We start from the raw sequence: 26,789 nt of genomic DNA, 5'->3' as shown, positions 1-26,789 counted from the left end.
TTCAATTGTGAAGAAAGAGAGCAAATGAAACTTATGAGTCACCCTCAAAACACAAAGGTTCGCCTTTAGATTGAAGAGGTGAAAAGTATTGGCAAATTATATTATTAGAAGACTAGTTGGCATGATACCTATTTTATTTATCATAACGATTATCGCGTTCCTATTTGTTCACCTTACCCCAGGTGATCCAATCCGAATTATGTACGGAGCAGAGATTGATCAACAAGCTTATGAGTCCTTGCGTGAGAGAGAAGGCTTCAATGATCCTTTATACGTTCAGTATGGAAGATATATGTATAACATGGTTGTACATGCTGATTTTGGTACTTCGTATCGTACGAAAACGGATGTATCTTCAGAAATCATCCGCCGGTTTGGTTATACATTTGTCTTAACGATATTGGCGATGTTCTGGGCGATTTTAATTGGGGTGTTTGTTGGAATTATTTCCGCTACAAAAAGAAATTCGGTGTGGGATCGATTAGGGATGGTTTCAACAATCAGTGCTTTAAGTGTACCTGAATTTTGGTTTGGTCTAATGGTGATGCAGATCTTTGCTGTTCAGCTTGGATGGTTTCCGACGAGTGGCAGCGGCACGTTTCAGCATATTATTCTCCCATCGATCACTCTCGGATTTGGGGTTGCGGCAACTATCGTCCGTTTTACTCGTTCAAGCGTACTAGAGGTAATGAGAGAAGACTATGTCAGAACGGCACGGGCAAAAGGACAAAAGGAGTCTGTTGTTATTTGGAGTCACGTACTTAGAAATGCCCTAATCCCAGTTGTTACGATGACAGGATTGCAATTTGGTTTCTTAATTGGCGGTGCCGTCGTTGTTGAGCAAGTATTTGCTTGGCCTGGTCTAGGTTCTTATTTAATCGATGCCATACTATCGAGAGATTATCCAGTTATTCAAGCTCTAATCTTATTGTTTTCCATGCAGTTTTTAGTCGTTAATTTATTAGTAGATATCAGCTATGGATTTTTAAATCCGCAAATTCGATACGATTAAAAGAAAAAGGAGATTGATCTATGAGCAAAGGAATTTATTCGTCGTACTCTCCTTTCAAAAATTTTGTGACTAAGTTTTTAAAACAACGTCTTGCGGTCATTGCCTCTATCATTGTAACAATTATTGTTTTTATCGGTCTCTTTGGAAATTGGTTAGCTCCATATGATCCGTATCGACCCGTTACGATGCAATACGAAGAAAGAGGAATTGACAGCGATCAATTGACAAGTGAACGAGTTAGTTTTCAAGGCATTTTAAGTGACGGGACTGTAGTAGACAGCGATAAGTTTGAAACGTTACAGGTAGAAAGTGAGAATCGTAGAGTGGCTTCTGTTAGAAGAGTTGGTGATGGAGTGATTGTTAGTGCAAATACTGGCGGCGCTACTAATGCGATTCTTGAAAGTGAAAATGTATCATCCATCATCCAAGTGAATGTTTCAGGAGAGGACGTTAACGAAGGAGAAGTTGAAATTATCAGGTTAGAGGCTGAGCAACCCAACCAAATCTTAGAGTCTGGTGATCGCTACGAGATTCAATTAACGGCTATTTTATCAAATGGGGAGGAAATAAAAGGAATTGAAGCCGTTCGATCCTTCTTAAATGAAAGTTTGAGTGATGAGGAACAAGTATCTACAAGCAGCGGGTTCGTTTCAGGAGGGCAAGATACGAAGAGCACAGGAGGCTTATCTATTGAATCTTTAACAAGCGACATCGCATCAGTAACGAATGAAGGTATTGTAACGGTCAGGGGAGAGGGAGATGGACTTGTTAAAGTGTCAGCTGAAAATGCCTCTACAGTCGTCCACTTGCCAACAAATGTGTCAGAAGTCAACCCTGTCCTTGTGTCCATCGTTCCAACGGTTGCTGCAGTCAGTTTAGTTGATATTTATAAGCATCAACCACCATCGCAACTCCATTATTTTGGAACAGACCATCAAAACCGCGATATCTTTAGCCGAGTCATTATCGGAACAAAAGAAACATTATTAATAGGGTTTGTTTCAGTGGCTATCGGTGCTTTCGTTGGAACGGCATTAGGTTTAACTGCAGGTTACTATGGTGGGAAATTTGATAGTTTTATTACTAGGTTTACGGATATATTACTTGCTTTTCCTGGGATTCTTCTTGCAATAGCGGTTATTGCCTTTCTCGGAGCTGGGTTAGTAAACATCATATTTGCTGTAGCTATTTTTACAGTCCCTATCTTTATCCGAATCGTTCGTGGAAGTACTTTGGCACTCAAAGAAATGACTTATGTGGAAGCAGCTAAATCAATCGGTGTTAAAGATCCAATTATTATTTTAAGGCATATCTTCCCAGGTACATTATCCGTCGTTATGGTTTTCTTAACGATGAGGGTTGGTGTAGCGATTTTAATTGGTGCGGCATTGAGTTTTCTCGGTTTAGGAGGAGACATTACAGCACCTGAATGGGGTTCAATGTTAAGTGCAGCTAAAGACAATAGTGGAAATCTGTTTCATCCTACCTTTTTTCCAGGGCTAGCTATTGTGATTACAGTTTTAAGTTTTAATATTTTAGGAGACGGATTGCGAGATGCCCTTGACCCGAAGTTAAAAGAATAGGAGGATGACGACAACATGACTAAGAAAGTGTTAGAAGTTAACGAATTAAAAGTTAATTTTAAAAGTGACGGTAAGGAATTAACTGTAGTAAATGGTATTTCCTTTCACATTAACGAAGGTGAAACGCTTGGGGTTGTAGGAGAGTCTGGTTGTGGTAAAAGTGTAACTTCTCTATCCATTATGAGATTAATTCCTTCTCCTCCAGGAAAAGTTGTAGGTGGTGAAATAAAGTATAACGGAAAAGACTTATTGAAATTGAAAGAACGAGAAATGAGAAAAATACGTGGAAATGACATTTCAATGATTTTCCAAGAACCGATGACATCCCTTAATCCAGTTTTTACGATTGGAAAACAATTAGATGAAGTGCTCCTTTTGCACCGAGAAATCACAAAGCGAGAAGCTAAGGAGCATTCTATTCATATGCTGAAGTTAGTCGGGATCCCAAGAACTGAACAAATATATGACAGCTATCCTTACCAACTGTCTGGTGGAATGAGACAAAGAGTCATGATTGCAATGGGACTTGCATGTGAGCCGCAATTACTAATTGCGGATGAACCGACAACGGCATTGGATGTGACGATTCAAGCTCAAATCCTTGATTTAATGCGAGGGTTAAAAGAAAAAACAAACACGTCTATTATGTTTATTACACATGATTTAGGTGTTGTAGCGGAGATGTGTGAGCGAGTAATCGTCATGTATGCAGGTGAAGTCGTCGAGCAAGCAGACGTAGATACCATTTTCAATGACCCTAAGCACCCTTATACGATAGGTTTGCTTGGTTCCATACCAAGTATTCATGAGAAACGAGACCGCCTCTATTCAATTGCGGGTCAAGTACCACCAGCAGGTACAATTACAACAGGCTGTCGCTTTGCAGATCGTTGTGACAAGGTAATGGATCATTGTAGGGAGCACGATCCTCAATTACTAGAGCTGAAAGAAGGACATTCATGTCGATGTTTTCTCTATCAAGATAGGAGTGCAAAAGTATGACATCCACATTGCTTGAAGTTAAAGATCTAAAGATTTATTTCCCTATTAAAAAGGGCTTAATTAAGAAAAAAACTTCATATGTCAAAGCTGTCGATCAGATTTCGTTTTCTGTTCGAGAAGGTGAAACACTCGGGCTAGTTGGGGAATCGGGTTGTGGTAAATCGACCACGGGGAGAGGGATTACTCAACTAGTAAAACCGACAGCTGGAAGCATAATGTTTGATAATTGTGATTTGAATGATCTGTCGGTTAAAGAAATGCGCAGAAAACGCAAAGAGCTACAAATGGTATTTCAGGATCCTTATGCTTCTTTAAACCCTAGATTAACAGTAGAAAATATTTTAGCTGAACCGTTAAAAGCCCACGGTATAAAAGATCGGAATAAAAGGAAAAAAATGATAGAAGAGATTATGGAAGTATGTGGACTAAACAAAGCTTTTATTAATCGTTATGCTCATGAGTTTTCAGGTGGTCAACGTCAAAGAATTGGAATTGCTCGCGCATTAATATTAAAGCCGAAGATGATTATCGCAGATGAACCTGTAGCTGCATTGGATGTGTCTATCCAGGCGCAAATTTTAAATTTACTAAAAGATTTACAAGAAGAGTTTAAATTAACTTATCTTTTTATTTCCCATGACTTAAGTGTTGTTCGTCATCTTTGTAACCGAGTAGCTGTTATGTATTTAGGAAGAATTGTAGAAATTGGTGAAACCGATAAAATTTACGACAATCCACTACATCCATATACAGAGACACTATTATCAGCTATTCCGATTTCTAACCCACGTGAAAAGAAAGAACGAATCATTTTACAAGGCGATGTCCCATCACCTGTAGATCCACCGTCAGGATGTGCCTTTGTTGGCAGGTGTCCAAAAGTGATGGATCGTTGTCATGAACAACGGCCCGAATTAAAGGAAATAGAAGGTGGACACCAGGTGGCTTGTCATTTGTATGAAAATGAAAGCTTACAATTGGAGGAAAGTAAAGATGAGAAAAGCGTTTATCAATTTATCGGTTAAAGTATTGGTACTATTAACCGTAGTCAGTTTACTAGTACCTTCTAGTTCTTTAGCAAATGGAAAAGAGAAAAAGAGTTCTTCTATGCCAGATCATGTACATCAAACTGCACTTCAATCATTGTCCATACAAGGGGCTGAACTGGATCCGCCTTTTTCTACGGATATACTGAACTACAAAACTACTGTCAATGGCCACGAGAAGGTTGATTTAAATATAAAAGCGGCAGCTAAAAACGCTAAAGTTACGATTAATGGTAAAAAAGTGAATGCGAATAAAGCTGTTCAAGCAGAAATACCTAATCATCAGAACATAATAGAGATCGAAGTAGCAACTCCACATAGAATAAAGCAAACGTATACAGTTGTAGTTCAAAAAGAGAACGAATATGAATTACAGGACGTTACATTAATTCAAACAGGTGAAGGTTCTTCCATTCATCATTATCAATTAGGCTTTTTCCCTGCACGAAACATGGACGGTGTCGAAGCCTATTTACTGTTCTATTCTAAAGAAGCTTATATGGATGTTTGGAATTATGTTCGTCACCTATCGCCTACAGAAATTGAAGCTCATTTAACTTCTAATACAAGTGGTGAACATAAAGATAAGATCTATAAAATTAGTAACTTAAGTTATGCAGATGGAGTCGGAAATACGTTTCGAGAAGGACAATTGGATATTATAACTGGAAAGCCACTGGAAGTAGGTGAGTATGTTGCGTATGCAGCAACTTTAGGAGCAAATGAGGTTTTAGGAATGTCAGAAGCAGATCGTAAAATTGAAATAAAGCCATTTCCTATGAATGTCGAAATTAGTGGGGAAGGTAAAGCAATTGAGAATTATGTGGTAACATTCGATCATCCACAAGACAGTCGAGTAACAGATTACTTTATTTTTTATTCTGAAGATGGCTTAACACGCCTAGTTGAACCGAAACTTGAGGGGAAAACGAAAACTCATTTAAAAGAGTTGGTCAATCAGGGACGAGGTAAGCTTGTATCGAGAGACGTGATTGGTAATAACGCCGTTAACTTTATGGAGAACCAACTCACGATTGATGGACAATCACTAGGTACTGGACTGTATTACGCTTATGTATTGGCCGTTGGCGAAGCGCAAAACTTTGGTATGGCAAAGTCACTTAAAATGATAAATACCAATCCAATGCCAAAACCATTAAGTACCATTGGTGATGGAAAAGGAACATTAATTCCAGCTGGTGGCTCAACAAGTAATGTTAGCGCTTACTTTGAAGCGATTAGATTAGCGACTTCAGTGGATAAGCCGAGAATTGCAATTTTTAATAGTTCAAGAGATTCCGTCGAAATTGCCTATGATCATTTTCATTTAGATGACCCGCCGTATAAGTCATTAAAGGAAGAATTTGAAAATTGGGGGTTTGAGCCTGTCTATATTCCACTCGCTATTGATACGTACGAGTTTATTGCCCATGACCCTTACTTTGTTAACTTAGTAAAAAGTAGTCATGCTGTTATGCTGCAAGGTGGGGACCAAGTGAAACATGCAAGATCTTTACTAAATGATGATGGTTCTCCATCACCTTTATTACAAGCAATTAAGTATGTGTATGAAAATGGTGGAGTTGTAGCCGGGACAAGTGCAGGTGCCCATGTTATGAGTCAACCTATGTTTGGTGTAGGAGACAGTTTGACTTCAATCACAATTAATCAAACAGAAGAAAAAACGTTAAATGATGTTCCGTTAACAGGTTTCTTAAACCCAACAATCTCAGGAAACAATTTATTCATGCCGGGCATTGGCTTAGCAGAAGATATATTGTTTGATACTCATTTTGATGCCCGTGGAAGATTAGGACGTCTTTTAGTAGGTATGAGAGATACAGGTCATACATTGGGTATAGGTTTAGATGAAGGAACAGGTCTGCAAATGAAAGGAGATATGGGTGAAGTTGTTGGTTTAAATGGTGTATTCATATTAGACCGTTCGGATGCTACTGTTAATCATCCAGGGACAAAGCCAGGATTTGAGACAACAGGAGTTCGTGTACACTATTTAACTTCCGGTGATCTGTATAACTTTAGTACAAAGGAAGTCATTCCAGCTCAAGATAAAAGAGTTGTAAATTCAACTGCAATTGACCCTTATAGTAGTCAAAACTTGTTCGGTGGAAGTTATGAGACGACCAAGTCGCTTATCTCCTTTGCGGAAAGTTTACAAGAAGATTTCGTTACGGAGATTGTTCATCAAACAAACTATCAGCTAACCTGGTCAAGAGATGAGCATACAAAGAACTACACGAGTGATGAGAACTTCACAATAAGTGCTTTAAGAGCATACCAGAAACCAACAATTATTAATATGATCCTTGATTTAGCACCTCAAGATAATCAAGTGGAACCACAGCCTGTTTTAATTGAAAGTGTCAAAACATACTCGTATAACGATACGTTCTTTATTCAATTGTCAGGACCGATTGAACCTAATTCAGTTACAAAAGAAACGATTGATCTAAAGGGGCTTACTCATGTATCTTGGTCACCTGATTACTTATCGGAAAGCTTTGAAATTGAAGTTAGAGTAACTGAAGATATTCCGCTTGACTATGAAATTACTATACAGAATTTGAAAGATAGTAACGGAAATGAACTTCCTACCGAAACGTGGAGAAAAGTAGGTGGAGAAAATACAGATTGGGAAAAAGTATCCGAGTAATGTCTATTAGTAGAGTACTGGAAAAAGGTGGATCAAATAATGATTAAATTAATTAAGAACGCTGTGGTTTACAACCCAGAGTATCTTGGGAAGAAGGATGTCTTAATTGTAGATCGTAAAATTGGAGCCATTGAAGACGATATTCCTGTTGACTGTTTTCCTACTGTCGAAGTTTTAGATGGAAATGGCAAAGTAATGGTCCCTGGTTTTATAGATCATCATGTTCATATTATCGGTGGAGGTGGTGAAGGAAGCTACCGGACGAGAACACCAGAATTACAGTTGTCGGATGCACTATTAGGTGGAATCACGACAGTCGTTGGAGTTATCGGAACTGATGGGACAACAAGAACAATGGCAAGCCTCATAGCAAAAGCAAAAGGATTAAAAGAAGAAGGGATTAGTTGTTATGTGCACACCGGATCTTATCAGGTCCCTGTCAAAACATTAACAGGAAAAATTGAGGATGACCTTATTTTAATAGAAGAGGTCATAGGAGTAGGAGAGATTGCGATTTCAGACCACCGTTCTTCACAACCTACGTGTGAAGATTTAGCTAAAATTGCGGCAGCTGCTCGTGTAGGAGGCATGTTATCTGGTAAAGCGGGTATTGTAAATGTGCATATCGGAGATAGTTCTTCTAAACTATCTTTACTTCATGAAGTTGTTAAAAATACAGATGTTCCTATTCGTCAGTTTTTGCCTACTCATATCAATCGAAATCGGCAATTGTTTGAAGCAGGTATTGAATATGCTAATCAAGGAGGCTATGTCGATTTAACGACTTCTAGTGTTCCACAGTTTTTTGAACAAGGAGAAGTAAAGTGCAGTAAGGGTTTCAAAGAGTTGTTAAGTGCAGGTGTACCTGTTGAGAGAATTACATTTACATCAGATGGTCAAGCGAGTCTCCCCGAGTTCGATGAAGATGGCCTACTGATTGGTCTGCAAATTGGTAAGGTGACCTCTCTTTATCAGGAAGTTAGGGATGCGATTATAACTGAAAAAGTGAAAGTGGAAGATGCCATAAAAGTAATTACTGCTAATCCGGCTGATATTCTCAAGCTAACACAAAAAGGATACATTGAGGTTGGCAAGGATGCAGATTTAGTATTGTTGGATGAGGAAAGCTATGAAATAGATTCGGTTATGGCATTAGGGAAGAAGATGTTGTGGGAGCGAGAATTACTTGTGAAAGGAACTTTTGAGTAAAAAATGACTAAAACAATAGTACTCAAGACTGCTAATTTGTTTTGAATGAAATAAATTAGAAAAAATATCATCCTATAAGACTACTATGTATAAGTTTATTATTATTCGAAATATTATTATAATAAAGTAATAGTAGAAACAAAGAAACACTGCCCTTCAACGGTTCAGTGTTTCTTTGTATAACGAATCTTTGCGCAAGATACCCAAGCAGCATGTATGTTTACGGTTTTCCTTTCAAAAGAGAAAGAGGTGAGGTAATGGCCATTGAAACAAAAGAAATCACATTATTAGCTGGTTCGGAGGAAACGAGAAAGACTTTAGCCGATCAATTAAATGAAATTATTGGCGATTTTATACAAGTAAAGAGCTATGCAGTAGATGCTAACGAAGTAACGACCGTTCATAATCAGCTTGTAATACTTTCCTCTTATCTGATTGAAGAAGAAGCAAAACCCTACATTGGAGAGAATTGTTCAGTGCTCGTGGCACATCGTATTGTTAATTTTCTAAACATAGAAAAGATCTATTCAATTCCTAAAGGAGAGAAGGTACTATACGTTAATGATTTTCCAGAGACCGTAAATGAAGCAATTTCTTCTTTTGAAAAATTAGGGGTTGACCATATTGATTTTATTCCATTTTTTCCAGGGAAAAAACAAGATAAACCGGTAAAGTTTGCAATTACACCTGGTGAATTAGACCTTGTCCCTTCTTTTGTTGAAGAGGTTATTAATATTGGACCACGTTTGATTGACATTACGACGTTAATTACGATTTTAAATCGTTTGGGGCTCCTTGAAGCGAGGCAGGAGCAAGTCTCCGGAAAGTACATAAAAACGATTACTCAATTAAGTAAAAAGTTAGGCTGTTTAAGTCAGGAAGCAACAATTATGACCGAACATCTCAAAAAAGTTGTAAATGGGGTAAATGATGGTATTCTAGCCGTTAATAGTAATGGGAGAATAACTGTATTTAATGACATATTAGAACGTTTTTTACGAATGCCTGTAAAAAAGGCCGTCAATCGCCACATACAGGATGTTATTTCAGATAAAGAATTAGTTCAGTTCATATTAAATGAACAGGAAGAAGAAGATCGTTATTTTACAATTGAAGACCGGAGTGTAATCGTTCACCGGTTTACGATTGAGGCAGAAGGAACAGTTGTCGTGACATTTAAAGATGCTGAAGAAACTATTGAAATAGAAAAGAAGTTAAGAAAAGAACTGTTAAAAAAGGGGTACTATGCAAAATATACATTTAATGACATTGTTGGAGTTCACCCTAAACTACAGGAAGTCAAAAAAGTTTCAAATAAGCTTGCACGTTCAGATTTGACCATTTTAATTGAAGGGGAGAGTGGAACTGGCAAAGAGTTGTTTTCAAGCTCAATTCATAATGCTTCCCTCAGAAATAAAGGCCCTTTTTTAGCAGTGAATTTTAGTGCACTTCCTGAAGATTTAGTCGAAAGTGAATTGTTTGGTTACGAAGAAGGAGCTTTTACAGGTGCAAAAAAAGGTGGAAGAAAAGGTCTCTTTGAGCAAGCTAACGGTGGAACAATCTTTTTAGATGAAATAGGAGATATAAGCTTGAAAGTTCAAGCTCGATTGTTACGGGTTCTACAAGAAAAGGAACTACTACGTATTGGCGGAAATAAAATTATTCCGATTGATGTCCGTGTCATTGCGGCTACAAATAAAGATTTGTTATCGCTCATTGAAGAAGGTAAATTTAGAGAGGATTTGTACCACCGGTTAAAAGTTCTATTCTTACATCTACCTGAATTGCGAAAACGAAAAGAAGATATTGATCTACTTGTCCAGGAATTTATTAATCAGAGTGGGCGATATAATGTAAAAATAGAGCCACAAGTTTTGCATAAGTTAAAAGAGTATCAATGGTACGGTAATGTAAGAGAATTGAAGAATACGATAGACTATATGTTAGCAGTCTGTGAAGACGATGTTATTCGTTTACATGACATTCCTGATGAAGGATTTTTCCAACAAAAGAAAGCACCCCAATTAAACAAAGGTGAAGACAGGTTTTCTTTACCTATAGTTGAGCCATCAGTAGATCATTATTTCCACTACGAGGATGAGCAAGAATTAACAACACTATTAAAAATAATCTTTCAACTGCAACAACAAGGGGAAAGTGTAAGTCGTAAGAAAATAGCTAAGGAAACTCAACTACACTCACAGCCATTATCAGAACAACAAGTTCGATTAAGGCTAAATAAATTAGAGCAACGAGGGTATATTGAAAAAAGAAAGGGAAGACTAGGTACCCGCTTAACTGGATTAGGTCAAAAATATATACAAACCGTGTATTAACAGGCGCATAAAAAAAGAGCTCGAACATTAAAATTCGAACTCTTTTTTTGTATTTATTAATCATTATTATGATGTTTCTTCATTCGTTTCCTTTTTCGCATCTTCTAACATTTCATTAATCGTTTCAATATACTCATATAAACTCATCTTGGTATTCCTCCCTTTAATAAATAACAAGAATTTTGTTTCACTAATAGTATTTCCAATTTTCTAATTATTAAACTAGCAAACTAAAAAATAGGAAAATGAGATTACTAGCTTTTATTAGAATAGGCTAGAAGAAGCAGATATCAGTTAGAGATTCAACATTATTTTATGTAAAAGTGGAGTAGATGTGAGATACTAAGGCAGAAAAATAAATTAGTGGTAGTTGTACTAACAAGGAGTGAACAGAATGGATAGAATTACAATTGGAGCGGATTTATCTTTCTCAAGAATTGTTCATGGGCATTGGAGGTTAAATGATTGGAACTTAACGACAAAAGAGCTTCTGCATTTAACCCGTGCTTGTATGGAGAAAGGATTAACTACGTTCGATCATGCTGACATATACGGTGATTATACATGTGAAGAACGCTTTGGTGAGGTATTAAAGCTCGAGCCTAGTTTACGTTCTAAGATAGAAATTGTTACAAAATGTGGGATTAAGCTTTTGTCAAAAAAGCATCCAGACCACTACATTAAGCATTATGATACGAGTAAAGAACATATTATTAAGTCTGTCAATCAATCGTTAACCAATCTTGCTACAGATTATATCGACGTGCTGTTAATTCATCGTCCGGACCCATATATGGATCCTAGTGAAGTAGCAGATGCTTTTATTCAATTAAAGGCTGACGGAAAAGTGCGAGCATTTGGTGTTTCAAATTTTACCCCATCTCAAGTTGCGATGCTTGATTCCTATTTACCGTTTTCATTAGTGACCAACCAGATTGAACTGTCTGTTTTACATACAAGTCCATTTCTTGATGGGTCGATTGACCAATGCTTAGAAAGAAGAATGTCACCGATGGCGTGGTCACCGTTAGCGGGCGGTCGAGTTTTCACTGGAGAAGATCACCAGTCGGTTCGAGTTCGTAAAACGTTAACCAAATTGAGAGATGAGCTTAATGGAGCTTCTATTGATCAACTCATGTTAGCTTGGTTGCTGCAACATCCGGCCAAGATCGTACCTATAATCGGAACAGGGAATTTAGAAAGAATGGAACGTTCGGTAGAAGCATTAGATATAAAGTTAACAAGACAACAGTGGTTTGAAGTCTGGGAGTCATCCCTTGGCCATGAAGTGCCTTAACCAAACGCGTTCTAAGACCAGGTCGTTTAGTGTTTGTCGTTGATAAACTTGGCGTATTTCGTTTTTTGTATCTAGCAGCAATGTGGGAGACGAGTGGATGGTGCATGTTAACGGGTGGCACACGAAATGAGCGGACTCACAGGCCCTTATATCTATAAAAATGGCTCTTTTTTTAATTTAAAGGACTCAGAGGCTCTTATTTACTACTTTTCGTGTTGTTTTTGAATAAATTTAAGCAAATAGGGTCCTCTAAGTCCACCAAATGCCTAAATATGGTGATTTTTATTAAAATAAGGTCCTCTCAGTCCGCCAAATAGGTACAAGTAGTCAAATAGATGCTCTTCAGGCTAGAGCTGTTAACTCAATCGGTGGGCTGGAGTCGACTATATGCCGTTAAATGGGGACTTTCACTTCTCAGAGTATATGCAGGATTAATTTGCTCGAGGGCTTTTTGTACGGTGAAACACAACCAGATCAGGCCGCTTGTTTTAACACCACTAGTACAATACGATAATCATGCGTCTTACACTTTTCTTAGCACATCTTCTTTTTTTCATTTAAAATAGAAGAAACAATATGAAACGTAAGGATTGAGAAGATGAGTATTTTTACAATAGAAAATTTATATAAATCATTCGGTGAGAAAGTTTTATTCGATCATATTTCATTTGCGATTGGCGAACGGGAACGAATTGGTCTAATTGGTGTTAACGGAACGGGGAAATCAACATTATTAAAAGTAATCTCCAAAGAAGAAGGGATGGAAGAGGGGAAGATCACTCATTCCAACCAGCTTCAAATTGAATATCTTCCGCAACAACCGGATTTAGACGACAATCTAACAACCTTAGAACAAATTTATTACGGCGACTCGCTGATTATGAAAGTGATGCGGGAATATGAGCAAGCCCTGCATGAACTTCAAAACCAACCAGAAAGCAATCAACATCAAGAACGTCTTTTAAAAATTCAAGCGAAGATGGATGAGTGTGAGGCGTGGGAGGCCAACACCGTTGCAAAAACGATACTGACTCGTCTTGGGATTACTGATTTTACGAAAAAAGTAAAGTATCTATCTGGTGGTCAAAAGAAACGTGTAGCGATTGCGAAAGCGTTAATTCAACCTGCTGATTTACTAATATTAGATGAGCCGACGAACCATTTAGACAATGAGACGATTGAATGGTTAGAAAGCTATCTAGCTCAGTATAAAGGGTCGCTCATAATGGTAACACATGATCGGTATTTTCTTAACCGAGTAACCAATCGTATTTATGAATTAGATCAAGGACAACTTTATACGTATGAAGGCAATTACGAAGCGTTCCTTGAAAAAAAAGCTGAACGAGAAGCGCTTGCTGAACAAAGTGAAACGAAACGTCAAAACTTATTACGACGGGAGCTAGCCTGGTTACAACGAGGGGCTAAAGCACGAACGACCAAACAAAAGGCCCGGATCCAGCGAGTCGAGGATTTAAGAGATCAAAAAGGCCCTACACAAAAAGGTGACGTTGATTTTGCGATCGGCTCCACTCGACTGGGAAAAAAGGTAATCGAAGTAAAAGATCTTTCGAAGTCTTACGGTGAACACAAGCTATTTAACCATTTAAATTATTTAATTGTTCCAGGAGAAAGGTTAGGAATTATTGGGCCAAACGGAACAGGGAAATCTACGTTATTAAATATTTTAGCGGGTAGACTTGAACCGAGTGAAGGTGAGATTGAAGTCGGTGAAACGGTAAAAATCGCCTATTATACTCAAGATGATGAAGAGCTTGATGGAAATTTACGAGTGATTGATTACATCAAAGAAGGTGCCGAAATCGTTCGGACGGTCGATAATCAAATCATTACCGCCGAACAAATGTTAGAACGATTCTTGTTTCCTCGGGCGATGCAATGGACGTATATTCGCAGATTGTCTGGAGGCGAACGCCGCCGCCTTTATTTACTTCGTGTCCTGATGGAAGAGCCGAATGTTTTATTTCTCGATGAGCCGACGAACGACCTTGATACACAAACGTTGAGTGTATTAGAGGATTATCTCGATCAATTTCCTGGAGTCGTATTAACGGTCTCCCATGACCGTTATTTCTTGGATCGTGTAGTCGACCATTTGCTTGTCTTTGAAGGGAACGGTTTAATTAGCCGTTACCAAGGTTCTTATTCGGAATATATGGAAGACAAGAGACTGGAAAAAGAACTAGAACTTCAAGAAAGAAAAGCGAAAGTGCAAGAAACGAATGAGCAACCGAAAAAGAAGGAACAGCGAAAGAAGCTTTCGTATAAAGACCAACAAGATTGGAATACCATCGAGGAGCGCATTTCAAAGCTGGAATTAAAAATCGAACAAATTGAAGCGGACATTGTGGCTGCAGGCAGTGATTATGGAAAAATTAATGAATTAATGAAAGAACAGAAACTTACAGAAGAAGAGTTGGAACAAGCGATGGAACGGTGGGAAGAACTTTCCCTATTAGTTGAGGAAATCGAAGGCCAAAAATAACGGGGGTTAAATGAAAGAAAAAATCAAAAACATTCTTTCAGAAATGGAAGCTGCACATCATGTGAAAATTATTTATGCGTGTGAAGCAGGAAGTAGAGCGTGGGGGACGGCTTCTGAAGACAGTGATTATGATGTACGCTTTATCTATATCCGTCCGAAAAACTGGTATCTATCGATTGAGCAAAAGCGAGAGGTATTGGAAATCCCCGTAACGAAGGAACTAGATATGGTCGGTTGGGATCTAAGAAAAGCATTAGTTTTATTGAACAAGTCCAACCCAACGCTGTTGGAGTGGTTACAATCTAGCATCGTCTATTATGAAAAGGACGCAATTGTGAATGAACTGCGTTTGCTTTCACGTAGTACGTTTTCCGCTAAGACCTGCTTGTATCATTATCTTAATATGGCAAAACGTAATGCGAAAGGAGCGTTTAACAGCCCAAACGCTAACGTTAAGCTCGTCTTAAATGTTGTAAAACCCTTATTAGCCTGCAGTTGGATTGAGAAATATCATTCCATTCCGCCAAATGAGCTTCAACATTTTATTGATGGGGTACTAACTCCAAGTCCACTTCGATCTGAAATAGATGAGTTATTGGCGAACAAATTAAAAAAAGTTGAAGAAGTAAAAAGAGAAGAATTGATTGCAACACAAGAATATGTGGCTGAACGAATGGTTCAACTGAGTGAATATGTAAAAGCGCTAGAAGAAGATAGAGAGAACTATACAGAAGCGTTAGACCAATTTTTTCAATCAACGTTAGATAGGGTTTGGGATTAATTCGGTTCAAACAAACTATTATTAATAAGAAGGGGCCTGATCCAAAGTTGAGTATACTAGGGTCAGGCTTTTTAGCTATTGGACCGTAGCCAAGCGAAAGCTTGGTTCTTCACGCTTTAGCGTGAATCTTTTGAATATAAAACAGCCTATTCAATCTAAACAAATCTTTAATCTAGTAAATTGTGACAAGTAATTGAGAAAAGTGTTATACTAAAATAGTCAGAATAATTAATAAATGATATGAAGTGAAAGAAAAACAAATTATTGAGGAGGAATTAAAGATGGAACATATTATTATCGAAACCAAAGATGGGGTCCGTACACTAACACTTAACAGACCGGAGCGTCTTAATGCCGTAAATGATACACTTAGTAATGAGATTATCGAGGCAGTTTCAGAGGCTTCTGCTGACGATGAAGTCCGTGTCATTGTCATTACCGGCAGTGGACGAGGATTTTGTGCAGGTCTTGATTTGACTGAATATGCGAAGAGAAATCCAGACGATCAATCTCGTCATGAAAAATTAGATGAATTGGGTTGGGTTGGTCACCAAGCGTTGGGGATTGTTCATTGTGATAAGCCAGTTATTGCTGCAATCAATGGGATTGCGGCTGGTGCAGGACTCGCGCTAGCTCTTGCTTGTGACATCCGCTTTATCTCTGCAGATGCAAGGGTAACAGCTGGGTACATTCGCCGCGGTCTCAGCCCTGATGCGGGAATGAGTTATTTTTTACCACGGTTGGTCGGTCAGGCAAAGGCTGCCGAATTGATCTTAACCGGTCGGGATATTTACCCTGAGGAAGCAGAACGAATTGGATTAGTGAACGGAATATTCCATGATGAAGAATTTCAGGAACAGGTGATGAACTTTGCCAGGGAATTAGCGGCAGGACCGCCGGTTGCAATGACGCTTTCTAAAAGATTGCTTGCTGCAAGCCCTGATACCGATCTTACATCAATTCTAAAACAAGAGTACGCCTTTATTAAACAATGTTTTGGAACCAAAGATGTTCAGGAAGGGGTTCAAGCTTTTGCTGAGAAAAGAAAGCCCGTGTTCCAAGGGGAATAGTAAATCCTCCAATAAATTTGGTGAGGAACGTACTTATACTATAATGTATATAAAAGAGCTTTAATTGAACCAAAAAATCTTCTAGGACCAAAATTTTAGATTTGGTCCTAGAAGATTTTTGATAGGCCTGAACGTTAATCTTAACACTGATTAAAATGCAGTGACTGATATAATACCTGTTGGTTGTACGTCTAAAGTTAATACTGTATCCACGTGGTCATCGTGGACAAGTATCAGTGTGTTATTATCTGGATCAGTAATAACGACTTGGTCATTCACTAATGCTAGACTAGGGTACACATGATCATGTCCGTGCCCTTCAGCTAATTCAAATGGATCAATAACCTGAAGTTCAGATGTAATCGTTCCACTTGCTAAGTCGAGTTGATATAGGGTTCCGTTTATGCCTAGGACAAACCCTTCTCCCACCGCATTAACGGCCATTGAGCTTATATAAGGTGTGGAGATATCGACAGTTTTAAGGGATTTTTCATCAATGCCAATTACACTAACATTTGACCCGAGCTCTGGTTTTTCTTTACTGCTGTAGTTTGCTAGAAAATAACCACTAGCATTATGACTCTTAATCGTTCCAACTCGTGCCTCTTCATCAGGTAAGGAAACTTCTATCGCTTCATCTGTGTGCGGAAGGTATAAAAGAACTTGCCCTTCACAACCGAAGGCAACGATTTCTTTTTCTTTAGACCCATGAGAAGCTTCACCATGAAGGCGAGGACAAGATGCATATCGGGATACTTCTTCTCCTTCATCATCATAAATAACAATACCTTCTGGAAGTGGCTGTGGATCTTCCTCATCTGTATATGAAACAGCATAATTTCCATTTGATAAAGGTACTGCAACCCCGTGGTGTCCTATACCAGGGACCGTAAAGATAGGATCTGGCTTTTTATTGGTTTTTAAACTTTTATTTGGATAAACCTCTACTTGACCATCACCATCATAGAAGATTGCTGTTTTTCCACTATGTGTAACGATGTGTGTTGGCTTTTCCCCATGTATTTCATAGTCTGATACAACAGGTGGATCTACATATGTATGCCCATGATCACCATGGCTTTCAGCCCATACACCTAAATCTAGAAGCTTTAATATCCCTTCTTCGCGGTTGTTCAGAAACACGTGACGATTGTCAGCTGCAAGACCCATAGCACTAGTGTCGGTTTCTAGAGTGTCAATGATTTGAAAGTTTCCGTCTAAAATGATGACACCTTCTTCATAGCTAACGGCAATGCGTGTTCCGTTTTTCTCATTTAATTTACTGTGCTCTTCGTTTTCTTCTGTAGGTTCCTCTTCTTCTTCATTTTCAGATGTAAGATCCTCGGACATACTCTCGTTTGAAGCAGTTTCTTCGTTTGTTGTTGATGTTGAATTTGAACTACAACCTACAATAAGCAAGATAGTGACCGTTAGTAATAGACTAACAAGCACCTTTGAGTTACGTAAATAGCTTTTCATCTGTAAAGTGATCCCCCTTTTTATAAATAGTAATCATTACGTTTTATATTATAGGAAGGATTTTCCTGAAAGGTCAATGAGCATTTTGAGGGGTGGCTAAAGTTCCGTTCTAGAAGAAACCTTACAAATGACTGACTAGAAAAATTAAAGCAGAGAGTAGAAAAAACGCTAGGACTAAATGGTTTTCCTAGCGTCAATAGTGTTCATTTATTTTTCTCTTTCTATTCTTCACATAATGCAATTGTTGTAATAACTAGCTTCGTTCACTATACATTAACTAGTTTTTTTATCTTTCTTATCTTTAATTAATTGTAGAATGTCCTGTTTTAAGTGATTTCTCTTTTCATTAGTTATGGAACTCAGCCATGACGTAACATCTTTTCCGTATTTTCTTTTTCCACGTTGATAAATGGTTGTAAACACTTGCTTAAATACAGTGGAATTAACGTTTACTTTATTTAGTTTGCGACTTTCATCTAATAGAAAGTTTAAAAATGCAACATTAGATAGGGAAGATTTTTTTGCTAACTGTATTAGGAAAGTTTCAGCGTCATCATTGGCTTGGTGATTATTATAATAGGTTAAGATATCTGAAACTAATGATGGGGATTGCTCAAATTGGCTGATCAGGTGGACCAGAAACTTGTCATAACGATGGAGCAGTAAAAAGTCGATCGCTTTTTTGGGATTCGCAAAAGAAAGTGCTGTTATGAGTGTGGAATGGATCAATGAGTTAGAAGACTTATTGTTAGTTGATTGTGATGTTAATAAACGAGAAGGCCAACAATTTTTAATATCTTGTAAATGTTCGTCCGAAAGAAGTTTTTCTAAATTTTTATTATGAAATTTAGCATGTTCCTGATCATTTAAAGCATCTTTAATATCAGCTTGGGTAAGAGGACTATTCGTTCTGGCAGCTTCAATTTGCTTACATTGTTCTAGGCAGCGTACTGCATTTGCATCATGTGTCTTATTTAGGAAAAAAGATTGTAAAAATTCCCCTGAGTGAGATATACGCGCATAAATTTTCGGGCGGTCCTCTTCAAATAAAATGACATGGTTATCCTTGTCTGTAGGTTCTTGATACTTGATAAGATAGTGTGAATTGTTATTTAAACTAACAGTTTTCCCGAGCAGGCAAGCAGGTAGAGTCATAAAATAACCTTCCTTTCGCTGGAGCATTTAATAACCTTTTTTTCTCCTTACCTATTATTGTAAATGTTTTTAACTAAAAAGTGAAATGTTGTTTGCTTTTGTAACTAAAAGAGTGTAATGGCGTGCGCTGGTGGAGAAATTAGGAGGATGTGTGAACGAAAAGGGATAAATCGTGAGCGTTAGAGGGGAAATTTAGGAGAAAGCGTGAACGAAAAGGGATGAAACGTGAGCAGTAGAGGGAAAAATCAAGAGAAAGCGTCAACCAAAAGCCGTGAATGGTGTGCAGTAGAGAAAAAAAACTAGGAGAAACTAAAAAAAGGTCCCTTATGTAGGGACCCTTTTCACCTTATAGTTAACTTATTTTGGAAAGCTTTATTATGTCGTCAACAACAGCATGTAGTGATTGGACCGCAGTTGTAATCTCTTCGGTAGCTGCTGTTTGTGAGTGTACATATTGAGAAGTCTGAACAATTTGGTTTTGTATTGCTGTAATGCCTTCCTTCATTTCATGTAAAGAAAGCTCTATTCCCTTGACAGCGTCATTACTTTCTACCGAGAGCTTTCGAACCTCGTTAGCTACAACAGCAAAGCCTTTCCCATGATCGCCTGCACGAGCAGCTTCAATCGCAGCGTTTAAGGCAAGAAGGTTCGTTTGTCCTGCAACCTTCTTAATTAGACTCGTAATTGTTTGTGTTTCATCGGCATGTTGTTTCATATCGTGCGCAGATGCTGTAATTTTTTCTTGAGAAGCAGATGATTCTAGAGCTGTATTTGAAATTTCTGAAAGACTAGCAGAGATTTCTTCGATAGAAGCAGCGAGCGTTTCTGATAATTCATTTATTTTATAAACTTCCTCTAGACTCCAGCCAATTCCGAAAGCACCAATAATTTCCCCATTGTTATCACGAACAGGAGTTGTAACCGCACGAAAAGGAACACCTTTTACCTCTTTAGGTATATTGACACGCAGTGTCTGTTTGGCTTTAATCGTGTCATACAGACCGTCTCCCTCTAAAAGCTTATCTCCTAAACGCGCTGTATTTAGCGTTTTACCGGGAACATAATATACAATTTCGCTCAAGTTGCTAATTGCAATCATATTGTCCTCTTCTAAAAACAACTCTTTTAATAGTGGTGCTACTTCAATTAATTGATCTAGTTTATTCAATTGTTTTCCCTCCACATTCATTTCCAAGTATTTAAGCGTATTGGTCCTCTGGATGAATTGGCTGAAGATGTCAACTTTATTGTAGCGTAAAAGGATAGAGGTGGAGAGAGTTGAGATAAAAGATTTTGTGTCAGAAAAATGTTAAAAAGAGAACTAACATTCGCTTTTCGATAGTAATTTCTGTATAATTAAAGGGTGATCTACTAAAAGCTGGGAGGTTAATATGAATCCTCATCCTATTATTGAGCAACTTACTGAAATTGTGACAAAGAATAAGTTAACAGAGAAGATTTTTGTTGTTCCTTCACACCGTGATGGACAACTTGTGATACAAGCATTAGCGAGAGCGGGGCAACCAGTTCTTAATGTGAAGGTCAAAACGTTTATGGACTTAGCTTTAGAGTTAATTAAACCTATTATGAAAAAAGCCGATTATAAACAAATGCCACACCAAATTGGCAAGCAGTATATCTTTTCAGAGTTGCAAAAATTGAAAGCCGACAAACAGTTAAATTATTTTAACTCTGTTCAATTGACCCCTGCATTTAGTCAAGCTGTGTACCAAGCGATTTTAGATTTAAAACAAGCGAGAGTATCTGTAAAAACTTTTCCAAAACAAGCATTTCTAAAGCAAGAGAAAGGAGAAGATTTATACAAGCTCTTTCATGCGTATGAACAAAAACGCCAAGAAAATCGATTGCTGGATACGGCGGATATCTTCGAGCTTGCCATGCAACAACCTGTTGATCCCAAAAAACAGTCACTTTATATCTTTTTTCCTCATGAAGCTTATTATCGAATTGAGAAAGAGTTTTTTCTGCATTACACGAAAGGCGAAGAGGTTGTCGCACTAGACTTCCCAGCAGTTCTTGGGGTAGAACCGCTGCCAACGATGTTGCCGCCATCAAAGAATATCCAATCGCACCATCCATTTGGTTTTTTATATCAAATCGAAAATGCACCTAGTGAACCGGATCTTGCTTTAAAAGCAGCCATTAGTGAAGATGAAGAAATCCATGGTGTATTTAGGGAATTAAAAAATAAGAATCTACCTTTTGATCAATCCGTCATTTTCTATACGAGTGGACGGCCTTACGTAGAAAGTGTTCTTCGCTTTGTGCAAAAACAAAAGCTAGAGGATTGTGTAACGTTTGCAGAAGGAGTGCCTGTTAATCTAACAAAGCCCGGAAAGCTTATTAAAGGTGTATTTCAGTGGATACGTGAAAATTACAGTGTCAAGATGCTTGCTAAATTAATTAGAGAAGGCTGTATTTCATTAAATCAGATAGAACTATCAGGAGAAAAAGTCATTGAGCTTCTTCAAGATGCAGACATTCATTGGGGAAAAGAAAGGTATTTACAAAAGCTTAATGAAAAAATGGCGGATTTAGCACTAAAAATAAAAGAAGATCCATCCAATACACGTGCTGTACAAAAGCTAGAGAGATACAAACAATTAGAAAAATGGTTAATCCCATGGATGGAACGTTTTGAAGGAGATGGTACGTGGAGTTCTATTTCGTATAAGCAGTGGTTAATCGCTTTAAAAGATTTAATTTCAGTAGAAGATAACTCAAAGAATGCGCTAAACACATCGGCTAAAAATCAATTAATTGAAGCGATAACAGAAGTTGAGCATCTGGCAGATGGAGACATGACGTTAGGTGAGGCACTAAATGATACGGAACAGTGGTTAATGAAGCTTACAGTGGGAGCATCTATGCCTAAACCAGGCCATCTCCATATCTCCCCTCATCGAATTGGTTTGTATTTAGATCGGCCTCATGTGTTTATCGTTGGCTTAGATAACGGAAGATTTCCTGGCCGTCAAAAAGAAGACCCGATTCTTCTTGATTTAGAAAGAAAAGTGATTCATCCTGAGATGACGTTAGGTCGTGAGTTTGTCAAACGGAATTTTTATTTATTTGTTCAGCTATTATTGACGACAAAAGGTCATGTGCAAATGAGTTATCCGTTTATGGATACGGTTGAAAATCGGCGATCCGCTCCGGCGCATATCTTTTTACAAGCCTATCGATTATTGACCAGACAACCTAGTGTAACAGGTGAAGAGCTTGCCCTTGCTCTGCAAGGTGATGTTCATTTTATCCAAAAAGAAGCAACAAATATCCTCCATGAAAGTGAATGGTGGGCCAAGCAAGTGTGGGACAACAGTCAATTGGATAAAGACGTGTTGAACGAAGAAGCATTCTTGCATTTAAGACAAGCTGAGTCGGCTAGAGAGGCACGTCGTAATGAGGTGTTTACCGAGTTCGACGGACGAGTAGAATACGATCACGACAAGCTTGATCCTAGAAAAAATGAACAGCTTACCATTACAACGAGTAAGTTAGAGATGCTCGGGACTTGTCCTTACAAATATTTTTTAAAGCATATCCTATATGTAGAAGAAGACCAAATAGAAGAATATGATATGTATAGCTGGTTGAAGCCGCAGGCGAGAGGAAGTTTAATGCATGAAGTGTTTGAGCGTTTTTATGAACGTTTAAAAGAAGTGAAACAAAAACCGCAAGTAGAACAACATCTAGATCTGATTATCGAGATTGCTGATCAAGTGCTCTCTTTCGAACGAGAAAGTAACCCGCCGCCAAGTGAAATTATTTATTTGTTAGAACGCCAGGAAATTTTAGAGTCATGTGCGGTCTTTCTGAAAGCGGAGGAAGAAGCGAGTGGTGAAGGCGACCCGTTATTCTTTGAATTTAATTTTGGAATAAGAGGACAAGACCCAGCAACGATCGACCTCGCCAACGGGGAGTCGATCCGATTAAGCGGAAAAATTGACCGTGTCGATCGTTTAAAGAATGGACTATACGCAATTATTGATTATAAGACAGGAAGTTCTTATGGCTATACGGAAAAAGCTTATTTTAACGGGGGACGTAAACTTCAACATAGCTTGTATGCACTTGCGTTTGAAAAGCTTTTTGCGCATCAAAATGCACAAGTCAGCTCAAGCACCTACCTTTTTCCGACACTGAAAGGGCAAGGTGAGAGAATTGTACGAAAGCATAACGATGATGAAAAGCAGCAATTTTTAACGATCGTCGAGCACTTATGTGACCTCCTTGCTAAAGGGCATTTTCCTTACACCGATGCAGCTGATGATTGTAAATTTTGTGATTATAAAATAGTTTGTCAAAGGCACACGTACGAAGAAGAGGTACTTGCAAAAAAACACGAAGAAGAAACAGCTTCAGGAGCTTTACGGTTAAAGGAGGTGCGCTCGTATGACTGATGTTGTGTTAATGGATCAAGCTGAACGTGACAAGATTATGGAGCACTTGAACACGAACTTTCTTGTGGAAGCAGGCGCAGGCTCTGGAAAGACCTTCAGCCTTGTTCAAAGAATGGCCAATCTCGTGACAACAGGAACATATGAAATTCGAGAAATTGTTGCGATTACGTTTACGCGAAAGGCGGCCGACGAGTTAAAGGAACGGTTTCAAACCGAATTAGAGAAAAGAAGAAAAGAAATAACGGATGCTGTTGTTAAAGAAAGAATTGAACGAGCCTTAGCCGACTTTGATCAATGTTACCTTGGAACAGTTCACTCTTTCTGTGCCAGGTTGTTACGGGAACGACCAGTAGAAGCAGGGCTTGATTTTGACTTTAAAGAGTTAGATGAACAAGAGGACAAAATGATTGCCGATGAAGCGTGGGAACGGTACATCAATGATATTCGCTTAAAATCTACAGAACAATTGGATGAGCTTTCCGAGTTAGGCATTGATGTCGCTTCTTTACGAGCGAATTTGCATGAGCTTCGCGAGTATGCTGATGTGGTCTGGTTTTATGATGAAACAGAACGACCTGATTTAAGTGAGGTATTCTCTGAGCTAAAAGCATTCATAGAATATGTAAAAACAAATCTACCAGAAGAAGAACCTGATAAAGGTTATGATTCGCTTCAGAAGAAAGTTCTTCGCACGATGCGGGAATTAAAATATTTTGACATTACGAAAGATAAGACGAAAGTGGCGATGTTAAGGCCCTATCAAAAGAAAACAACGGTTACCTTAAATCGTTGGAAAGATAATGATGTAGCAAAAGAAATAAGAGATGAACGTCAAATTATTCTTGCAGAAGCGGTTGCGCCTGTACTAGAAAGATGGTTTGAATTTTGCCATAGTCGGTTAATTCCATTTTTAAAGCCAGCACTAGCATATTACCAGAGCTTAAAAAAGAAGCGATCTTCATTAAACTTTCAAGACTTGCTTTCTGAATCGGCGAAATTATTAAAGGAAAACAGTGAGGTTCGTCGATATTTTCAACAGAAATATAAGTGCTTACTCGTTGATGAATTCCAAGATACGGATCCAATCCAAGCCGAATTAATGTTGTATCTAACGGGTGAAGAAATTGAAGAAAAGAATTGGACGAAGTTAACGCCTCGTCAGGGCTCTCTCTTTGTAGTTGGGGACCCGAAGCAGTCGATTTACCGGTTCCGGCGCGCGGATATTGATATTTATCAACGCGTAAAGGAGATGATTGCGAGTACGGGCGGGGAAGCGCTGAATTTAACGATGAACTTCCGAACGACGAGTCTTGTTACTGAACCATTAAATGAAGTGTTTGTTCAGCATTTACCTGAACAAGAAACAAGTTATCAAGCCGCTTACAGACCGTTAAATTCCGTAAAAAAAGATAATCTGGAAGAAGAACAGAAATTGGGCATTTATAAATGGACGGTTCCTAATGCAAGAAAAACAGCGGAAGTGATTGAAGCTGATGCTGACGGAATCGCAAAGTATATCCGTGAAAAGCTAACAAATGGTGAAGCGCAACCACGAGATTTTATGATCCTGACCCGGTACAACGGCGGAATTGATGATTATGCAAAAAAATTGGAAGAGTATAGGATCCCTGTGATGACAACTGGAGAGGTCAGCTTAGCTGAAGATGAAGAACTTCGTGCGGCACTTTACCTGTTCAAGCTTTTAGCGGAACCGACGAATTCTCTTTATGCTGCAGCTGTATTACGAGGCCCACTATTCGGTCTTAGTGATAAGCTTTTATATAACTTCACTACTCATGGCGGAAGGCTTGCATTATTTACAGCCATTCCTGAACAATTAGGAGAAGAAGAACAAGCCTTATTAACATTAATATACGACAAGCTGAAGCAATATTATATGTGGCGCAGACAAGACATCCCAACTGCGGCCATTGAGAAGATTTTGTTGGATGTCGGTTTACTGCCGAAGTATATGAGTTTAGAAAAAAATAAACGCGATTATACTCGCACCTACCAAGTATTAGAGAAATTAAGAGCTTACGAAGCAAGCGGACATGCTGAGTTTTATGCTATCGTTGAACGATTAGAGCAATTAATCGTTGACGAATCAATGGAAGAGATGACATTACCGGATGAAGAAAATGCCGTACGTGTCATGAATGTTCATAAATCAAAAGGGCTTGAGGCACCAATTGTGTTTCTAGTTCATCCGAAGAAGTTTGTCGATCAAAAAGATAAAATTGGCCGTCATATCCAACGCGAGCAAGAAAATTCTATTGGCTACTTTTGTTTTACCAATGAAAAAGACGAGATGATGGCTCAACCACCAAACTGGAAACGTCTGCAAGTAGAAGAGTATGAGTATTTAAAAGCGGAGGAAATGCGACTCGTTTATGTAGCTGCGACGCGGGCTGAGAAGATGCTTGTCATTAGTTGTATGGATAAAAGCAATGAAAAAAATAATCCGTGGAATGATCTGCTCGAGGGGCTTGAATTGAATGAGTTTAAAGTACCTGAAGACACCGCTAAACCTGAAGCTACGGATAAAAACGTGGTTAGCTCAGTCGAGTGGAAGCAGATCCGCGACCAAGTATTGAACTGGGCCGAACCATTAAAGCAGAAAACGTATGAGATGGAACGGCCGACAGACCGAACAGAAGACGATCATTCCTTACTAGCTATCGCTCGGGAAACTGGCGGTGGCAAGGATTGGGGAAGTGTCATTCATGAAGCGTTTGAAGCAATTCTTAAAGGAAGTGAGCATAGAAGCGAAGTCATTGAGGAGCTTCTAAGCCAATATGACTTTCCTTTAGAACGTGCGAAAGAAGTTAACGTTGCCATCGAAGCGTTTTTACAGTCACCTATTTGGGAGCGTTGCAAGCAATCCGTTGAGTGGTATGCAGAAATGCCATTTACAGTCATGGTCCAAGAAGGCCATCCATTATATCGAGAAGAAACAGGTGAAACGATATTAACAGGGATTATTGATCTTATTTTTAAAGAAAATGATCAGTGGATTATCGTAGACTATAAGACGGACCGATTTACAAGAAAAGAAGATATAGAAAAGCTAAAAGATCATTACGCAAAGCAGCTCAATGTTTATAAAAAAGCTTGGGAAGAAATCACACAGGAACAGGTAGGGGAAATGAGTATCTATTTTGTTCAAACGCACGATTGTGTGAAGATCTAAATGAATGTGTTTAAATAATCCC

At 38.4% G+C, this 26,789-nt stretch carries 15 protein-coding genes and 1 pseudogene; 13 read left to right on the top strand and 3 right to left on the bottom strand.

All coding sequences use genetic code 11. The features are described 5' to 3' along the window. Nucleotides 1-88 precede the first annotated feature (88 nt). The 11 genes from nikB to ACNSTQ_RS12615 all read left to right on the top strand — a co-directional run bounded on the left by nikB (nucleotide 89) and on the right by ACNSTQ_RS12615 (nucleotide 16,516). Nucleotides 89-1,012, top strand: a complete 924-nt coding sequence (nikB, locus tag ACNSTQ_RS12665) for a nickel ABC transporter permease (RefSeq protein WP_275119850.1) — start codon at nucleotides 89-91, stop codon at nucleotides 1,010-1,012. A gap of 20 nt (nucleotides 1,013-1,032) precedes the next feature. Beyond that, nucleotides 1,033-2,595, top strand: coding sequence for an ABC transporter permease (locus ACNSTQ_RS12660; protein WP_418200186.1), 1,563 nt, complete (start codon nucleotides 1,033-1,035; stop codon nucleotides 2,593-2,595). Nucleotides 2,596-2,610: 15 nt separating this feature from the next. Next, a complete protein-coding gene (locus ACNSTQ_RS12655) occupies nucleotides 2,611-3,597 on the top strand; it encodes an ABC transporter ATP-binding protein (RefSeq protein WP_418200185.1) in 987 nt (328 codons plus the stop codon). Beyond that, nucleotides 3,594-4,622, top strand: coding sequence for an ABC transporter ATP-binding protein (locus tag ACNSTQ_RS12650; RefSeq protein WP_418200184.1), 1,029 nt, complete (start codon nucleotides 3,594-3,596; stop codon nucleotides 4,620-4,622). Before ACNSTQ_RS12655 ends, ACNSTQ_RS12650 begins: the two co-directional genes overlap by 4 nt. After that, entirely contained in the window at nucleotides 4,591-7,317 is a 2,727-nt protein-coding gene (locus ACNSTQ_RS12645; protein ID WP_418200183.1) for a cyanophycinase, read from the top strand. The genes ACNSTQ_RS12650 and ACNSTQ_RS12645 overlap by 32 nt, the downstream gene beginning before the upstream one ends. 39 nt (nucleotides 7,318-7,356) lie before the next feature. Continuing rightward, nucleotides 7,357-8,526, top strand: coding sequence for a beta-aspartyl-peptidase (iadA, locus tag ACNSTQ_RS12640; protein ID WP_418200182.1), 1,170 nt, complete (start codon nucleotides 7,357-7,359; stop codon nucleotides 8,524-8,526). 257 nt (nucleotides 8,527-8,783) lie between these two features. After that, nucleotides 8,784-10,862 carry a sigma 54-interacting transcriptional regulator gene (locus ACNSTQ_RS12635; RefSeq protein WP_418200181.1) on the top strand — a complete coding sequence of 693 codons (2,079 nt, stop codon included), beginning with the start codon at nucleotides 8,784-8,786 and terminating at the stop codon, nucleotides 10,860-10,862. Nucleotides 10,863-11,256: 394 nt separating this feature from the next. Next, the gene (locus ACNSTQ_RS12630; protein WP_418200180.1) at nucleotides 11,257-12,159 is read left to right on the top strand and encodes an aldo/keto reductase; all 903 of its coding nucleotides are present in this window, start codon (nucleotides 11,257-11,259) and stop codon (nucleotides 12,157-12,159) included. A 598-nt stretch (nucleotides 12,160-12,757) separates the two neighbouring features. After that, a complete protein-coding gene (locus tag ACNSTQ_RS12625; protein ID WP_418200179.1) occupies nucleotides 12,758-14,665 on the top strand; it encodes an ABC-F family ATP-binding cassette domain-containing protein in 1,908 nt (635 codons plus the stop codon). A 10-nt stretch (nucleotides 14,666-14,675) separates the two neighbouring features. Next, complete coding sequence (locus ACNSTQ_RS12620) at nucleotides 14,676-15,446, top strand: DNA polymerase beta superfamily protein (protein WP_418200178.1); 771 nt, start codon at nucleotides 14,676-14,678, stop codon at nucleotides 15,444-15,446. 281 nt (nucleotides 15,447-15,727) lie between these two features. After that, nucleotides 15,728-16,516 (top strand): enoyl-CoA hydratase/isomerase family protein, encoded by a 789-nt coding sequence (locus tag ACNSTQ_RS12615; RefSeq protein WP_418200177.1) that lies wholly within the window; start codon nucleotides 15,728-15,730, stop codon nucleotides 16,514-16,516. 150 nt (nucleotides 16,517-16,666) lie between these two features. Here ACNSTQ_RS12615 and ACNSTQ_RS12610 read toward each other — a convergent pair whose 3' ends face one another. The 3 genes and pseudogenes from ACNSTQ_RS12610 to ACNSTQ_RS12600 all read right to left on the bottom strand — a co-directional run. Further along, nucleotides 16,667-17,995, bottom strand: a complete 1,329-nt coding sequence (locus tag ACNSTQ_RS12610) for a hypothetical protein (RefSeq protein WP_418200176.1) — start codon at nucleotides 17,993-17,995, stop codon at nucleotides 16,667-16,669. Between the two features lie 273 nt (nucleotides 17,996-18,268). After that, a complete protein-coding gene (locus ACNSTQ_RS12605) occupies nucleotides 18,269-19,177 on the bottom strand; it encodes a hypothetical protein (RefSeq protein WP_418200175.1) in 909 nt (302 codons plus the stop codon). 325 nt (nucleotides 19,178-19,502) lie between these two features. Next, nucleotides 19,503-19,814 (bottom strand): annotated as a pseudogene (locus ACNSTQ_RS12600) (methyl-accepting chemotaxis protein); the annotation flags it as partial. Between the two features lie 727 nt (nucleotides 19,815-20,541). On the opposite strand from ACNSTQ_RS12600, the gene ACNSTQ_RS12595 reads away from it, so the two are divergent. Together ACNSTQ_RS12595 and ACNSTQ_RS12590 are read left to right on the top strand one after the other, a co-directional pair. Continuing rightward, complete coding sequence (locus tag ACNSTQ_RS12595) at nucleotides 20,542-23,574, top strand: PD-(D/E)XK nuclease family protein (RefSeq protein WP_418200174.1); 3,033 nt, start codon at nucleotides 20,542-20,544, stop codon at nucleotides 23,572-23,574. Further along, nucleotides 23,567-26,767, top strand: coding sequence for a UvrD-helicase domain-containing protein (locus ACNSTQ_RS12590; protein ID WP_418200173.1), 3,201 nt, complete (start codon nucleotides 23,567-23,569; stop codon nucleotides 26,765-26,767). The genes ACNSTQ_RS12595 and ACNSTQ_RS12590 overlap by 8 nt, the downstream gene beginning before the upstream one ends. Nucleotides 26,768-26,789 lie beyond the last annotated feature (22 nt).

It is taken from the genome of Alkalihalobacterium sp. APHAB7, from assembly GCF_048323755.1.
Lineage (GTDB): Bacteria > Bacillota > Bacilli > Bacillales > Bacillaceae_F > Alkalihalobacterium.
The sequence above is the reverse complement of the archived record's forward strand: the minus strand, read 5'-3'. Positions and strand labels throughout refer to the sequence as shown.